Origin of the sequence: Geobacter sp., assembly GCF_030834625.1 — a bacterium.
Taxonomy (GTDB): Bacteria; Desulfobacterota; Desulfuromonadia; order Geobacterales; family Geobacteraceae; genus Geobacter.
Window position 1 is genome coordinate 46105 of record NZ_JAUQXO010000036.1, and the last position, 15507, is coordinate 61611.

15 protein-coding genes are annotated in these 15507 nt (G+C 59.0%); all 15 read left to right on the forward strand.

The annotated features are described in order from the left end of the window. Positions 1-142 precede the first annotated feature (142 nt). The 15 genes from RCH91_RS09970 to RCH91_RS10040 all read left to right on the forward strand — a co-directional run bounded on the left by RCH91_RS09970 (position 143) and on the right by RCH91_RS10040 (position 15495). Complete coding sequence (locus tag RCH91_RS09970; protein WP_306534661.1) at positions 143-781, forward strand: hypothetical protein; 639 nt, start codon at positions 143-145, stop codon at positions 779-781. A gap of 21 nt (positions 782-802) precedes the next feature. After that, positions 803-2434 (forward strand): Na/Pi cotransporter family protein, encoded by a 1632-nt coding sequence (locus tag RCH91_RS09975; RefSeq protein WP_306534662.1) that lies wholly within the window; start codon positions 803-805, stop codon positions 2432-2434. After that, positions 2434-3348, forward strand: a complete 915-nt coding sequence (locus RCH91_RS09980) for an exopolyphosphatase (protein ID WP_306534663.1) — start codon at positions 2434-2436, stop codon at positions 3346-3348. The genes RCH91_RS09975 and RCH91_RS09980 overlap by 1 nt, the downstream gene beginning before the upstream one ends. A 135-nt stretch (positions 3349-3483) precedes the next feature. Further along, positions 3484-5241: an indolepyruvate ferredoxin oxidoreductase subunit alpha gene (gene iorA / locus RCH91_RS09985; RefSeq protein ID WP_306534666.1), complete on the forward strand. Its 1758-nt coding sequence runs from the start codon at positions 3484-3486 to the stop codon at positions 5239-5241. Beyond that, complete coding sequence (locus RCH91_RS09990; RefSeq protein ID WP_306534668.1) at positions 5238-5816, forward strand: indolepyruvate oxidoreductase subunit beta; 579 nt, start codon at positions 5238-5240, stop codon at positions 5814-5816. The genes iorA and RCH91_RS09990 overlap by 4 nt, the downstream gene beginning before the upstream one ends. Positions 5817-5834: 18 nt before the next feature. Next, positions 5835-7142, forward strand: coding sequence for a phenylacetate--CoA ligase family protein (locus RCH91_RS09995; protein ID WP_306534670.1), 1308 nt, complete (start codon positions 5835-5837; stop codon positions 7140-7142). A gap of 71 nt (positions 7143-7213) precedes the next feature. After that, complete coding sequence (locus tag RCH91_RS10000; protein WP_306534672.1) at positions 7214-7645, forward strand: ACT domain-containing protein; 432 nt, start codon at positions 7214-7216, stop codon at positions 7643-7645. 82 nt (positions 7646-7727) lie between these two features. Further along, complete coding sequence (locus tag RCH91_RS10005; protein ID WP_306534674.1) at positions 7728-8864, forward strand: ABC transporter substrate-binding protein; 1137 nt, start codon at positions 7728-7730, stop codon at positions 8862-8864. Between the two features lie 19 nt (positions 8865-8883). Next, a complete protein-coding gene (locus RCH91_RS10010) occupies positions 8884-10026 on the forward strand; it encodes an ABC transporter substrate-binding protein (protein WP_306534676.1) in 1143 nt (380 codons plus the stop codon). A 93-nt stretch (positions 10027-10119) separates the two neighbouring features. Next, positions 10120-11004 carry a branched-chain amino acid ABC transporter permease gene (locus tag RCH91_RS10015; RefSeq protein WP_306534678.1) on the forward strand — a complete coding sequence of 295 codons (885 nt, stop codon included), beginning with the start codon at positions 10120-10122 and terminating at the stop codon, positions 11002-11004. A gap of 18 nt (positions 11005-11022) precedes the next feature. Then, complete coding sequence (locus tag RCH91_RS10020; RefSeq protein ID WP_306534680.1) at positions 11023-12009, forward strand: branched-chain amino acid ABC transporter permease; 987 nt, start codon at positions 11023-11025, stop codon at positions 12007-12009. Next, a complete protein-coding gene (locus tag RCH91_RS10025; RefSeq protein ID WP_306534682.1) occupies positions 12002-12754 on the forward strand; it encodes an ABC transporter ATP-binding protein in 753 nt (250 codons plus the stop codon). Before RCH91_RS10020 ends, RCH91_RS10025 begins: the two co-directional genes overlap by 8 nt. Positions 12755-12757: 3 nt before the next feature. Continuing rightward, entirely contained in the window at positions 12758-13501 is a 744-nt protein-coding gene (locus RCH91_RS10030; RefSeq protein ID WP_306534684.1) for an ABC transporter ATP-binding protein, read from the forward strand. A 14-nt stretch (positions 13502-13515) separates the two neighbouring features. After that, the gene (locus RCH91_RS10035) at positions 13516-14817 is read left to right on the forward strand and encodes a phenylacetate--CoA ligase family protein (RefSeq protein ID WP_306534686.1); all 1302 of its coding nucleotides are present in this window, start codon (positions 13516-13518) and stop codon (positions 14815-14817) included. A gap of 21 nt (positions 14818-14838) precedes the next feature. Then, positions 14839-15495, forward strand: a complete 657-nt coding sequence (locus tag RCH91_RS10040) for a methyltransferase (protein ID WP_306534688.1) — start codon at positions 14839-14841, stop codon at positions 15493-15495. Positions 15496-15507 lie beyond the last annotated feature (12 nt).

Consider the following 15507-nt stretch of genomic DNA (forward strand, 5'->3'; position numbering starts at 1 on the left):
CTGGGTAGGAAGGCCGATATACCTGTTCTTTCTTCGCCCCAACGGTTTTGGCTCCTGACAGCGCGGCAGGTACGTGCTACACTGTTTTTCAGGTTTCGTGCGGGTTTTCAGCCGGACCGATTTCCTGCAGGGGGTATATGCAATGAGAACTCTGGTGCTTTCTTTCCTCTGTGCCACGCTTTTCCTGACTGGGTGCTCTCTCAAGGTTGTTCCGCAGCAGGTTCCCCAGGGGGTAATAAACTCCGTCGACAACTCCCAGACCATCACGAAGGACGGCATCGCCGTCAAGGTGGCAAACTCCGATCGGGAGATGGTTTCCTACAACCTTGACGGCACGGTCACCGCTTTCGATGTCTCCATCCATAACCAGACTGACCGTGAGGTGGGGTTCAGCACCGATTCGTTTCTCCTCCTCGACGACCAGAACCGCCAGCATTTCCCCCTCACCCCCGAGCGGGTAAAGGAGATTGTCTCCCGGGACTCCTACTACCTGATTCCCTATCCCTATGTGGGGTTCTATTATCTGGAAGACTACGAGAGGACCTCTGCCTACACCGATACCGGCTCCCAGCTCCCCTATTACTACGAGGTCTACCCTCAGGACATCTACACCCGTGCCCTCAACGCAGAAACCGTCATCCCCGGCGCAAAGGCGGAGGGACTTGTATATTTCAGGGTCGACCTGGCGGGGACGAAAGAGGTTAAGCTCCTCGTCTTCCGGAAGGGTGCGTCCAAGTCATCTCCGCCTGACTTCACCTTCCCCTTTGCCGTCTCGAAATAACGCGCAAGGACACGGACGTCCATGACCATCCTCTACGTCCTAGAGGCCCTCGGGGGGCTCGGCCTGTTTATCCTCGGCATGAAGACCATGACCGAGGGGCTCCAGAAGCTTGCCGGCGACCGGTTCCGCCGGGCGCTGGAACGGGTTGCCGGTAACCGTCTTGCCGCGGCCCTTCTCGGCAGTTCGCTTTCGTCGCTCCTTCAGTCGTCGAGCGCCGCCTGCATCATCACCATCGGTTTCGTCAACGCAGGGCTCATCTCCCTCTACCAGGCCCTGGGGATACTTCTCGGTACCGGCATCGGCACGACCCTGGCGGTCCAGTTCATCGCCTTCAAGATTACCTCGTTCGCACTTCCCGCGGTTTTTATAGGGGTCGGGCTCAGGTTCTTCGTGCGGCGACGTCGCTGGGTCAACGCCGGCGAGCTGATCCTTGGCGCAGGGCTTCTCTTTCTTGGGCTCCGCGTGATGGAGGCCAACCTCCTGCCGCTTCAGCAGAACGCCATCATCCTCGGTCACGAGACGTTTCTCATCTCCAAACATGTGACGGCCGTTCTCTTCGGGGCATTGCTCACCGTCCTGGTGCAGTCGGGAAGCACTGCCATCGCCATCGTCATGGCCCTGGCAGGGAGCGGGCTCGTCTCGTTCGAGACCGGCGCTGCCATGGTCATCGGTGAACTCGTCGGCACCTCGGTCATTACCGCTATCGCATCCATCGGCGGAACTCTCGAAGCAAAGCGGGCGGTCTTTTTCTTCTTTATCATCAACACCTTTGCCGTTACCGTCGTCATGCTCTTTTTCCCCTCATTCATCGGGTTCGTGGCCGCCGTGTCGCCGGCCGACCTTACCTCGTCGGCGACCGTTTCGCGGGTTCTCGCCAATACCCACACTGCTTTCAGTATCCTCAGCGCATTTATCTTTCTGCCGCTCATCGGTTTTTTTGCCCGCTCGGCCCCCCACATCATTCCCGGCAGTGAACGGGCCGCGAGCGTTGAGGCCCGCACGGTCTTCATCGACAACCGCGTCATCAACACCCCTACCATCGCACTCCTCCAGGCCCGGAATGAACTCCGCAGAATGGCCGGGATCACCCGCACCATGTACGGTGAGATGGTTGAGCAGTTCTTCCGCTACGACGCAAAAAAGTCGGCTGCCATCGCCCAGAAGGAAAACACCGTCGACATCCTTCAGCGGGATCTGTCAGATTTCCTCGTGGCCCTGTCCCGTCAGCCGCTGCCGCCGGAGGAGTCCATGGACATCCCGATCATGCTCCAGCTCATCAGCGAACTAGAGCATGTGGCGGACCAGTCCGAGGCGGTCCTCGACTACCTGCGGAAGAAAAAGGAGGAGAAGCTCCTCTTCTCCCCCACGGCAATGACCGAAATCCGGCAGCTGGCCCGCAAGGCACAGGAACTGGTCGCCCTGGCGGTTGAGACCATCGAAGTCCCTGCAGCGGGGGCCGCGGAGATCGGCAGGGGACTTCGGGACGAGGTGGTGATGATGCGGGAAGCGATGCTGAACGGCCACATCAAGCGTCTCTCCACCGGCAAGTGCACCGTCCGGGCGGGGATCATCTACGCGGACATGATCTCGGCCTTCGCGAAGATCGCCGATTCATGCCTCACCATCATTGAAACCAGGAGGGAGTTCACCTGATGCAGCGTCCGTACGCCTCAATCGATCTCGGCACAAACACGGCCCGTCTCCTCATCGGTCGGGTGGAGGGGGGCATCATTGCCCCGGTGCTCGTGAAGCGCCACATAACCCGTCTTGGCGGGGGATTTACCCGGGAGACCGGGATTTCTCCGGAGGCGTGGCAGCGCTCCCTCGATGCGCTGGTTGATTTTGCCGAAGAGATGAAAAGGGTTGGCGTGATGCGGCTGAGGGCCGTTGCCACGAGCGCGGTTCGGGATGCGGCCAACGGTGCCGCGTTCTGTGACGAGGTAGCAGAGCGGACCGGCATCCGGCTGGAGGTGATTGAAGGAACGGAAGAGGGGCTCCTGACGCTGGTGGGGGTCCTTTCCGGACTCAACCGGAAGGAGGGGGACTTCTTCGTCTTCGATGTGGGAGGAGGGAGCACCGAGTACACTCTTGCCGAGTCCAGCACACCGCTTTTCACCGAAAGCCTTCCTCTCGGCGTGGTTCGGCTCACCGAGGGAAAACCCGACGTCCCGGCCATGGAGGAGAAGATAGGCCGGGAATTGGCAGGACTGGGGGAGCGGCTTGCCGGACGAGGGTTTTGTGGCCGTCTTGACGGCGCGACGCTCGTCGGCACCGCCGGCACGGCAACGACCCTGGCGGCCATCAGTCTCGGAATGACCGATTACGACTACCGTCGCGTGAATAACCATATCCTGACGCGGGAGGATATCCGGCGGATCTTTGGGATGCTCCTGCCCCTGTCTTCCGCAGAGCGCCTCACGGTGCCCGGGCTCGAAAAGGGGCGGGAGGACCTGATCATCGCCGGCATTCTCATCACCCTCAGCACCATGGATTCCTTCGGCTTCGACCGGATGACCGTGAGCGATTTCGGTCTTCTTGAAGGAGTATTGCTCGGCCTCGAGGTTTGATACAATCAAACCTCCCTTAAGTCCTAAAAACCCGTTCTACAAAGGAGTTGACTTGCAATCCGCTTATTTTGTATAGTCCTTCCACCGTTAAGGGGGGCTTTCCCCTTATTTTATTTTCCAGGGATTATACACACCATGAAGGAAATTCTTTCAGGCAACGAAGCCATCGCCCGCGGCGCCTTTGAGGCAGGGGTGAAGGTTGCCAGCGCCTACCCCGGCACACCGTCCACCGAAATCCTCGAAAATATCGTCAACTACAAAGAAATAGACTCCTCATGGGCTCCCAACGAGAAGGTTGCCCTTGAGGTTGCCATCGGCGCCTCTTTCGGCGGCGGGCGTTCCATCGCCTGCATGAAGCACGTGGGGGTCAACGTGGCGGCCGATCCGCTCTTCACCTTCTCCTATACCGGCGTCGGGGGAGGATTCGTTCTGGTGGTCGCCGACGACCCGGAGATGCACTCGTCCCAGAATGAGCAGGACAGCCGCAACTATGCCCGGTTCGCCAAGGTGCCGATGCTGGAGCCTGCCGATTCCCAGGAGTGCAAGGATTTTACCCGGCTCGCCTTCGAGCTTTCCGAACAGTTCGACACTCCGGTGATGCTCCGCAGCTGTACCCGTATTTCCCATGGCAAGTCCATCGTCGCGTTGGCGGAGCCCGTGACCGGCCTTCCGACTCCGAAACTTGTCAAGAATCCCACCAAGCTCGTCATGCTTCCGGGCAACGCCAAGATTCGTCACCCCTTCGTGGAGGAGCGGCTCGTGAAGCTCGCCGAGCATGGCACCACGGCCTCCTTCAACCGGATGGAGATGTGCGACACCGAGGTCGGCATCATCACAGCCGGCGTTTCGTACCAGTACGTGCGCGAGGTTCTCCCCACCGCTTCGGTCCTCAAGCTCGGGATGGTCTATCCGCTTCCCATGGCGCTCATCAGGGAGTTCGCTGCCAAGGTAAAGACGCTCTATGTGGTTGAGGAGCTTGACCCCTTCATCGAAGAACAGGTGAAAGCCGCCGGCATTGCCGTAATCGGCAAGGAGATCATCTCCCGTTGCGGAGAGCTCACCCCTGGCCGGCTCCGCAAAGCCTTCGGTCTCCCCGACGGTACCCAGACCACTGTCGAAAAGCTGCCGGGGCGTCCACCCAACATGTGTCCCGGCTGCCCCCACCGGGGGGTCTTCTATAGTCTCAATCAGCTCAAGGCCTACGTCACCGGCGACATTGGCTGCTACACCCTCGGCTTCATGCCGCCCCTCAACGCCATGGACACCTGCGTCTGCATGGGGGCGAGCATCAGTACCGCCAGCGGCATCGTCCGTGTTCTCGACCCGGAGGAGAAGAAAAAGGTTGTGGCGGTCATCGGTGATTCCACCTTTCTCCACACCGGCGTCAACAGTCTCATGGAGATGGCCTACAATCAGTCCCCGGCCACGGTCGTCATCCTCGATAACCGGATCACCGCCATGACCGGCCGCCAGGACAACCCCGCCTCCGGCTGGACCCTGTCGGACGGTCAGACCAATGCCGTCGATCTCGTCCAGCTCTGCACGGCCCTCGGCATACGCCACATCCAGGTTGTGGATCCCCTGGATCTGGACCAGACCCGCAAGGCGCTACAGGAGGAAATGAACCGACCCGAGCCGTCGGTTATCATCACCAACCGCCCCTGTGTGCTGGTTAAGCGGGAAGGGGTTTTCCAGAAGGGGCTCGTCCTTTCGGTGGATCAGGACCACTGCACAGGCTGCAAGGCCTGCCTGAAGCTTGGCTGCCCGGCCATCGAGTGGCAACCAGCTCCCGACGGGAAGAAGGGAAAGGCTTTCATTGATCCGCTCCTCTGCACCGGTTGTGACGTCTGCCGCCAGCTCTGCAAATTCAATGCGATCGGGAGGGCCCAATGAGCGACACCATAACCAATATCCTCCTTGTCGGCGTCGGCGGGCAGGGGATCCTGCTCGCCTCGGAGATCCTCTCGGAAGCCTTCATGCAGGCCGGGTTCGACGTGAAAAAGAGTGAGATCCACGGCATGTCCCAGCGGGGTGGCAGTGTCGTCTCCCACGTTCGTTTCGGCCGGGAAGTACACTCACCCATCGTGCCCGAGGGTGAAGGGGATATTCTCTTTGGCTTCGAGATTCTGGAAACCTACCGCTCGCTCCCCCTCCTGAAGAAAGGGGGGACAGTGGTGGCCAATGACCTGTGTATTCAGCCGCCGTCGGTGCTCCTGGGTCAGGAAGCCTATCCCGACAATCTCGCCGGGAAAATCGCGGCCCTGTTTCCCGATTTCCTTCTGGTTGACGGGCAGAAGATGGCCGCCGAGGCGGGAAATGTCCGCGCTGCCAATACGGTGTTGCTGGGGGCAGTGTCCAAGCGCCTCGACATCGCCGATGAGTGCTGGATGAAGGCTCTGGAGAAAATGGTCCCCCCCAGGGCCCTCCAGGTGAACCTCGCGGCGTTCCACCGGGGCCGAAGCCTTTGATCGGGTGAGGAGTCGACGATGAGCTACTACAACGAAGAGTTCGAGACACTTCCCCGTCAGGCCCTGGAGGCCCTGCAACTCAAGCGGCTCCAGACTACCGTCGCGCGGGTCTACGCCTCCGTCCCCTTCTACCGGCAGAGTTTCGACCGGGCCGGGATCACCCCCGACAGTGTCAAGTCCCTAACCGATCTGCAACGGCTTCCCTTCACCCTCAAGCAGGACATGCGCGACAGCTACCCCTACGGCCTCTTTGCGGCGCCGATGGAGGAGATTGTCCGCATCCACGCTTCCTCCGGCACCACCGGCAAGCCGACCGTGGTCGGCTACACCCGCAAGGATATCGACACATGGTCCGAACTCATGGCCCGTTCCTTCGCGGCGGCCGGCGTCCACCGGGGTGACATCATCCACAACTCCTACGGTTACGGCCTCTTCACCGGTGGCCTCGGTGCCCACTATGGTGCAGAGAAGCTTGGCGCCTCGGTCATCCCCATGTCGGGGGGGAACACCAAAAAGCAGATCATGATCATGAAGGATTTTGGCTCCACGGTCCTCACCTGCACTCCGTCATATTCGCTCTTCATGGCCGAGGCGGCACGGGAGGAGGGGATCGACTTCCAGGGGCTGAAGCTCCGTGTCGGCATCTTCGGGGCCGAGCCGTGGTCAGAGGCGATGAGGGGCGAGATCGAGGAGAAACTGAACCTCTGTGCCATCGACATCTACGGCCTCTCTGAGATCATGGGGCCGGGTGTGGCCATTGAGTGTCGCGAGGCGAAGAAAGGGCTCCACATCTGGGAGGACCACTTCATCCCCGAGATCATCGATCCCGACACTGGTGAGATTTTGCCTGAAGGGGAGCGGGGCGAACTGGTCATCACCACCATCACCAAAGAGGGGATTCCTCTCATCCGCTACCGGACCCGCGACATCACGAGCCTCACCTACGAGCCGTGCGTTTGCGGCCGGAGCCACGCCCGTCTCACCCGTATGACCGGCAGAAGCGACGACATGCTCATCGTTCGTGGGGTCAACGTATTCCCGTCGCAGATCGAGTCGATCCTCATGGGAATCGAGGGGGTAGAGCCCCACTATGTTCTCATCGTCGACCGCAAGGAAAACCTGGATTCCCTTGAGGTTCAGGTGGAGGTGGACGAACGGCTCTTCTCCGACGAGGTCAAGGTGCTCCAGTCGTTGTCTCACCGGATCGAGAAGGAGATAAAGGATATTCTCGGCGTTTCCTGCCGGGTTCGTCTCGTGGAACCCCAGACCATTACCCGGAGTGAAGGGAAGGCGAAGCGGGTCATCGACAACCGGATAAACAGCTGATACCACAGGGTGCATTGGTACCGCGTCCGAAATATGGGGAGGCAGTGGCCTGACCCTGCAAGGAGGGTGGAATGAACGTTGAGCAGATTTCCATTTTTATAGAAAACAAGTCGGGCCGTCTGGCTGAAATCACCAAGGTACTTGGCGACGCGGGAGTCAACATCCGCGCCCTCTCCCTGGCAGACACCTCTGACTTCGGCATTCTGCGCCTCATCGTCAATGACCGTGAGAAGGCGAAACTTGTCCTGCAGGAGAAGGGATTCACCGTCAGCAAGACCGAGGTGGTGGCCGTAGAGGTTCCAGATCGCCCCGGCGGGCTTTCCCAGATACTTCAGGCCCTGGACCGCGATCAGATCAACGTGGAATACATGTATGCCTTCGTGGAGCGGTGCGGTGAGAATGCCGTCATTATCTTCCGTTTTGACGAAACCGGGAAGGCGATCAAAACGCTTAGTGAAAATGGCTTTACTGTTCTTGAAGGTGCGCGACTGTACGCGATGTGACCATGCTGCGGGGGCCGTTAGGCTGCCCGCTGAACGGCTCCCCGCGCGCCATCGCGCGGCGGACGGATGAAGGAGAGGGAACATGAGGAAAATAGTAGTGCTTGTCTTCAGCCTCGTTACGCTGCTCGCCGCCACCATTGCCATGGCTGCCGAACCGGTCCGCATCGGCGCCCTCTTTGCCGTGACCGGCCCGGCTTCGTTCCTTGGCGAGCCCGAAAAAAACACCCTCGAAATGCTTGTTAAGGAGACCAATGCCAAAGGAGGGGTTGAAGGCCGCAAGGTGGAACTCGTGGTCTATGATACCCAGGGAGATGTTACCAAAGCGGTGCAGCTCGCCAACAAGCTCATCAAGAACGACAAGGTGAGTGTCATCGTCGGCCCGAGCACTACGGGTGAAACCATGGCGGTCATCCCGGTGACAGAGAAAGAGAAGGTTCCCCTCATTTCTTGCGCAGCGGGGGTAAAGATCACTGAGCCGGTGAAAAAGTGGGTATTCAAGACCCCGGCCAATGACCATGTGGCCGCCGAGAAGATTCTGATTCATGCCGCGAAACTCAAGCAGAAGAACCTAGCCATCATTACGGTTTCCGACGGGTTCGGTTCCTCCGGCCGCGAGCAGCTCAAGGCCCTTGCCGGCAAGAAGGGATTCAGGATCGTTGCCGACGAAGTTTACGGCCCCAAGGATACCGACATGACTGCCCAGCTGACCAAGATCAAGGCGGGCAAGCCCGATGCAATCATCTGCTGGGGAACCAACCCGGGTCCGGCCATCATCGCCCGGAACGTGAGGCAACTCGGGATGAAAATTCCCCTCTATATGAGTCACGGGGTCGCATCCAAGAAGTTCATCGAGCTGGCCGGAGCTGACGCCGCCGAAGGGATCATCCTTCCGGCCGGCAAGCTCACGGTATTCGACAAGCTCCAGAAAAACGATCCTCAGGCAAAGCTTCTCCGCGACTATGACCAGGCCTACAGAAAGGGATACGGAGTCGAGGCTTCCACCTTCGGCGGCTATGCCTATGACGCCTTCCTCCTCATTTCCAACGCGCTTAAGAGGGGAGCAACCCCCGTGCAGCTGAGGGACGGCATCGAGCAGGCTAAGAGGCTGGTGAGCGTTTCCGGCATCTTCACCATGTCGCCGGCGGATCATAACGGACTTAATCTTTCCGCCTTTGAGATGGTCAGGATCACCAAAGGGGACTGGGAACTGGTAAAGTAATCAACAGGGGAGGTTGACTATGCTGAAGAGGGCTACGTTCATACTGACGTTCGTCGTGTCCCTGGCCATTTTGGCGGGAAGCGCCCTTGCCGCTCCTCCGGTCAAGATTGGCGGCCTTTTTGCCGTGACCGGCCCGGCTTCTTTCCTGGGTGAGCCTGAACGCAATACTGCCCAGATGGTGGTAAGTGAGATCAACGCCTCCGGCGGCATAAAGGGGCGAAAGCTCGAACTCATCGTTTACGATACCCAGGGTGATGCCACCAAGGCGGTGCAGGCCGCCAATCGTCTCATCAAGGATGACAAGGTTTCGGCCATCATCGGCCCCAGCACCACGGGAGACACCATGGCCGTCATCCCGGTTGCGGAAAAGGCACAAATTCCGCTCATCTCTTGCGCTGCGGGGAGCAAGATCACCGATCCGGTTAAAAAGTGGGTTTTCAAGACTGCCCAGAACGACGGCCTAGCGGTTGCTAAGATCTATGAGAACCTGAAGCGGAAGAAAATTGCGAAAGTAGCTATCCTGACTGTTTCTGATGGATTCGGTTCTTCGGGTCGGGAGCAGCTCAAGGCCCAGGCAGCCGCCCACGGTATGCAGATCGTGTCCGACGACACTTATGGCCCGAAGGATACCGATATGACCGCCCAACTCACCAAGATTCGCGGGAGCGGTGCCCAGGCCGTCATCTGCTGGGGAACCAATCCGGGGCCAGCCGTCATTGCCCGCAATGCCAAACAGTTGGGGCTGAAGCTTCCCCTCTATATGAGCCACGGGGTATCCTCCAAGAAGTTCATCGAGCTGGCCGGTGATGCGTCTGAAGGGATTGTGCTTCCATCGGGGCGCGTCATTGTGGCCGATCTCCTCCCGAACTCGGACCGGCAGAAAAAATCTCTCATTGCCTTCGTCAAGGACTACCAGAAGCATTACAATGCCGAGGGTGACCACTTCGGTGGCCACGCCTGGGACGCATTAATGCTTCTCAAGGGAGCCATCGAGCGGGGCAGCGACAATCCGGCCGCTATCCGGAATCAGCTTGAACGGACGAGGAATTTCGCCGGAATCGGTGGTGTATTCACCTACTCTCCAAACGACCACGCCGGTCTCGCCAAAGACGCTTTCGTCCTTGTGGAGATCAGAAAAAGGGACTTCGCCCTCGTCAAGTAGCAGATAGTAAAACCTACGGACCATTCCAGCCAATAAAGGGAGCGCAGGCTTTACCGGTCTGCGCTCCCTCATTGTGAGCCAAACGTCTACTCTATGCACATTGGTGATCAGATATCGCAGTACCTTCTCTCAGGCCTTTCGACGGGGGCCATCTATGCCCTCATCGGTGTCGGCTTTGCCATCATTCACAACTCCACCGGAATCATCAACTTCGCCCAGGGCGAGTTCGTGATGCTGGGCGGCATGCTCACACTGTTTTTTCTTACCGCACTCAAACTGCCGCTCCTCGTATCGATAATCCTGGCCATCGCCGTGGCAACCCTGGTTGGCATCGCCTTTGAGCGGCTCGCCATCCGGCCCATGAAGAACGCCTCACCCATAAGTCTGGTGATTATCACCATTGGCGGGAGTATCCTCATCCGGGGTATCGCCATGCTCATCTGGGGGAAGGATACCCATGCGCTTCCGACCTTTTCCGGCAACGATCCTATCCAACTGGGAGAGGCGACGATTCTGCCCCAGCATCTCTGGATATTCGCCGTTACAGTGATTGTCATTATCTGCAGCAAGCTCTATTTCAATTACACCATCAGCGGCAAGGCCATGCGGGCCTGCGCCTACAACAGCCGCGCCGCTGGGCTTGTGGGTATCGACGTGAGGCGCATGGTTCTTTTCTCCTTTGCCATCAGCGCAGCCATGGGCTCCATGGCCGGCATCATCATTGCCCCCCTCACCATGACCTCCTACGACGTCGGCATCATGCTGGGCCTCAAGGGGTTTTGCGCCGCCATCATCGGGGGGATGAGCAGCGGACTCGGCACCGTCTTCGGCGGGATCATCCTCGGGGTTCTGGAATCCCTTGGCGCCGGGCTTTTATCGTCGGGCTACAAGGATGCCATAGCCTTCATCATTCTGCTCATCATACTCCTCGTCCGTCCCCAGGGGCTCTTCAAGAAGGGTGACACGGAACGAGTCTGACAACCACGGATTATTGCTATGATGGATAAAAGATCTCTCCTGAAACATGAAGCGGTGAAGTTCATACCTTTTGCCCTTCTGATCCTCGCCTTGCCGATGGCGTTCAGGGAGGGGTATCTCCTGAATGTCTTTGTCTTTGTCGGCATCCATACCCTGCTTGCCGTGGCGCTTAACCTGCTTCTCGGCTACGCAGGGCAGATTTCATTGGGCCAGGCGGCATTCTTCGGACTTGGTGCCTATGGTTCGGGAATACTCACTGCCACCCATGGCCTGAACCCCTGGCTTGCCATGGTGCTTGTGGCTGCTGCCGTGGGTGTGCTTGCCTTCCTCATCGGTTTCCCGATCCTGAAGCTCAAGGGACACTATCTGGCAATGGCCACCCTCGGCTTCGGCATCATCGTCTATATCGTCTTCAACGAGGCGGTGGATGTGACGGGCGGTCCTTCCGGCCTTTCGGGAATACCGAACCTGGCCGTTGGCGGCATTACCTTTGACAGTGATTTCAAGAATTACTACCTCATCTGGGGGATCACCCTGTTGACGATCCTCCTCTCTCTCAATCTGGTGAACTCACGCATCGGCAGGGGTTTGAGGGCGATTCACGATTCCGAGGTGGCCGCGCGGGTCATGGGGGTAAACGTGCGGCTCCTCAAGGTGCAGATTTTTGCCCTGTCGGCGGTCATCTCCTCTGTTGCCGGAAGCCTCTACGCCTATACCATGACCTTTGTCTCGCCTACCTCATTCGGTTTCAATTTCTCGGTTGAACTGGTGACCATGGTCATCATCGGCGGGCTCGGGAGCATCTACGGCTCGTTCCTCGGCGCGGCGCTCCTGACGCTTCTGCCCGAGTTTCTCAGGGCGTTCCAGGATTACGACATCGTGGTCTATGGCTTTTTGCTCATCTTCATGACCATGTACATGCCCGGCGGGCTTGTCCGGGGAATTCCCGCTCTCGTGGGAAGAATCGCAGAGCGGATCGGGATCAGGAAAAAAGTCGATGCTTGAAGTTCAGGGAATTACACAGCGTTTCGGCGGAGTCACTGCCCTTGAGGATGTCTCATTCCGGGTGGCGGAAGGAGCCATCACCGGCATTATCGGTCCCAATGGCGCCGGCAAGACCACCCTCTTCAACATCGTTACCGGTATTTATACCCCGACCGGCGGCACGGTGCATCTCCAGGGGAAGAACGTTACCCGTTTCGCACCGGAGCGGCTCGCCACACTCGGCATGGTCCGCACCTTCCAGAACATTGAGCTCTTCGGCAAGATGACGGTGTTGGAAAACGTCATGGTTGGACTTCACACGAAGGGTAAGAGCGGGATATTGGCCTCATCCCTCAGGCTTCCGTGGCAGGTGGCAGAAGAGCGGAGTATGCGGGAACGGGCCTTTCACTGGCTCGAGTTCACGGGAATCACCGACCTGGCCGACACCGAGGCGGGGAACCTTCCGTTCGGCAAGGGGCGTCTCCTCGAAACAGCCCGGGCCATGGCGCTGGAGCCGAAGGTAATCCTCATGGACGAGCCGGCCGCAGGGCTTAACAGCAGGGAGACCCTTGAGCTGGCGCGTCTTATCCAGAAGATTCGGGAGTCGGGAGTAACCGTTGCCCTTGTGGAGCATGACATGGAGCTCGTCATGGACATTTGCGACGCCATTGTGGTCCTCAATCTGGGGCGCAAGCTCGCCGAAGGGACTCCGCGGGAAATCCAGGAGAACTCAGAGGTTATCTCAGCCTATCTCGGGGAAGGGTAGGGGATGCTGACGATCAAGAACATCAATACCTATTACGGCAAGGTCCACGCCCTCAAGAACATCTCCATCCACCTGAAAAGGGGAGAGATCGTCACACTTATCGGCGCCAACGGGGCAGGAAAGACCACCATGCTCAACTCCATATCCGCCGTGACACCCCCCGCTGCCGGCCAGATTCTTTTCGATGACCAGGATCTGGCGGGGCTCACCCCCGATCGGATCGTCAAGCTCGGCATCTGTCAGGTTCCCGAGGGGAGGCAGGTCTTCAAACCCCTCTCCGTTGAGGACAATCTGGAACTGGGCGCCTACCTTCGCTACCGGGGACGGGAAGGGCGGGGAGCTATCCGGAAGGACCTGGACGATATGTATGCCCTCTTCCCGCGTCTTCACGAGCGGCGCAAGCAGGCCGCCGGCACCCTTTCCGGCGGCGAGCAGCAGATGCTCGCCATGGGGAGGGCGCTCATGGCTCGCCCCAGGCTCCTTCTTCTCGATGAGCCTTCCATGGGACTCGCTCCGCTCGTGGTGCAGGAAATCTTCCGGGTCATCGAGCAGCTTCGGCAGGAGCGGGGAACCACTGTGCTCCTCGTGGAGCAGAACGCCAAGGCGGCCCTCAGGATGGCAGACCGGGGGTATGTTCTCGAAACAGGTAAAGTAGTACTGGAGGGAATAGCCTCAGAACTGCTGGAAAACAAAGAAGTACAAAGGGCATATCTCGGGAAAGACAAGAAGGAAATCTGGGAAAAATAGGTGAGGTGAACCGTATGCAGATCTGGGAACCAACATACGAATGCATGCCGCGGGAAGAGTTGCAGCAACTTCAGTTGGAACGGTTGCAGGCTACCATCAACCGCGTATTCAAGAACGTCACCTGCTACCGCAACAAGTTCAACGGGCTCGGTATCGTTCCCGAGGACATCCAGTCCCTCGACGATCTCAAGAAGCTTCCGTTCACCACCAAGGAGGATCTGCGCCTGAACTACCCCTACGGGATGTTCGCTGTCCCGCTGCGGGAGGTGGTGCGGATCCACTCATCGTCGGGCACCACCGGGAAACCCACTGTGGTCGGCTACACCAAGCATGACATCAAGGTCTGGTCGAATCTGGTGGCCCGGTTCATGACCGCCGCCGGCGTCACCCATGACGACGTGGTTCAGATTGCCTTCGGTTACGGCCTCTTCACCGGCGCTTTCGGCCTTCACTACGGGGCGGAGACCATCGGAGCATCGGTCATACCCATGAGCTCCGGCAACACCGAAAAGCAGATCATGATCATGCAGGACTACAAGACCACGGCGTTGGTCTGCACCCCGAGCTATGCCATCACTATCGCCGACCGGATGGAGAAGATGGGGATCGACCCCAAGACACTTTCGCTCAGGGTGGGGCTCTTTGGCGCGGAGCCCTGGTCCGAGGCGATGCGAAGGGAGATCGAAAGCAGACTTTTCATCAGCGCCACCGACAACTTCGGCCTCTCGGAAATCATCGGACCCGGCATTGCCGGCGACTGTGAATTCAAGTGTGGCATGCACATCTTCGAGGATGCCTTTATTCCCGAAATCATTGATCCGGAAACCGGCGAAGTGCTGCCGCCGGGAAGCGTTGGTGAGCTGGTGCTGACTACCCTCACCAAGGAGGCATTCCCGATGATCCGCTATCGGACCCGGGATATCACGAGCCTCGATTACTCCCCCTGCGCCTGCGGCAGGACCATGGTCCGCATGAAGAAAACCATGGGGCGAAGCGACGACATGCTCATCATCAAGGGGGTCAACGTCTTCCCGTCCCAGATCGAGGAGGTTCTCTTCGCCATCGAAGGGTGCGAACCCCACTACCAGATCATCGTCGACCGCAAGGGAACCCTCGATGCCCTGGAGATACAGATCGAGGTCACCGAGAACATTTTCTTCGACGAGATGAAACGGCAGCGAGCGTTCCTCGAAATGATTGAGAAGCGAATCGATTCGGTTCTTGGTGTCGGTGCCACTGTCAAGCTCGTGGAACCGAACAGCATCCCTCGCCATGAAGGAAAGGCGCAACGGGTCATCGATCGTCGCCGTATCTGAACTGCCGCAGCCCTTTACATCATGGACCGCTCGTCCCGCAATCGACTCACCGAAAAACTCCTTCCGCAATTTGCAGGCGACACTCTGTTTGACGCGATTACCCGGGCGGTCTGTCGTGCGAGTTGTCTCCCGCGCAAGGAGCTTTACGAAGCCTGGGAAGTCGCCCGGCGGGTGCGGCGCCGCTTCAGGGGGGGCCGGATCGTTGATATGGCCTGCGGCCACGGACTGCTGGCGCAGATACTCCTCCTTCTCGACGACAGCTCTCCTATGGCCCTGGCCGTTGACCGGCTTATCCCGAAAAGTGCCGCAGCCCTTGCCGTTTCATTGCACGCTAGCTGGCCGCGGCTGCGGGACCGGATTCAGTTTGTCGAGGCCGATCTGAGGGATATGCAGTTGCATCACGACGATTTGATAGTTTCCTCGCACGCCTGCGGGGGGCTGACGGACTTGATTCTTGATCGGGCAGTGGAAGCCGGAGCCAGAGTGGCGGTGTTGCCCTGCTGTCACGACCTCAAGGATGCCGACCTGAGCGGTCTGCAGGGGTGGCTTGATGGTCCGTTGGCAATGGATGTCGTCCGGGTAACGCGCCTGCGGTCTCAGGGATACAGGGTGTTCACTCAGCAGATCCCGGGGGATATCACCCCGAAAAACAGACTGCTGCTCGCTGAGCCCCCATAGGAACTAAGCTTC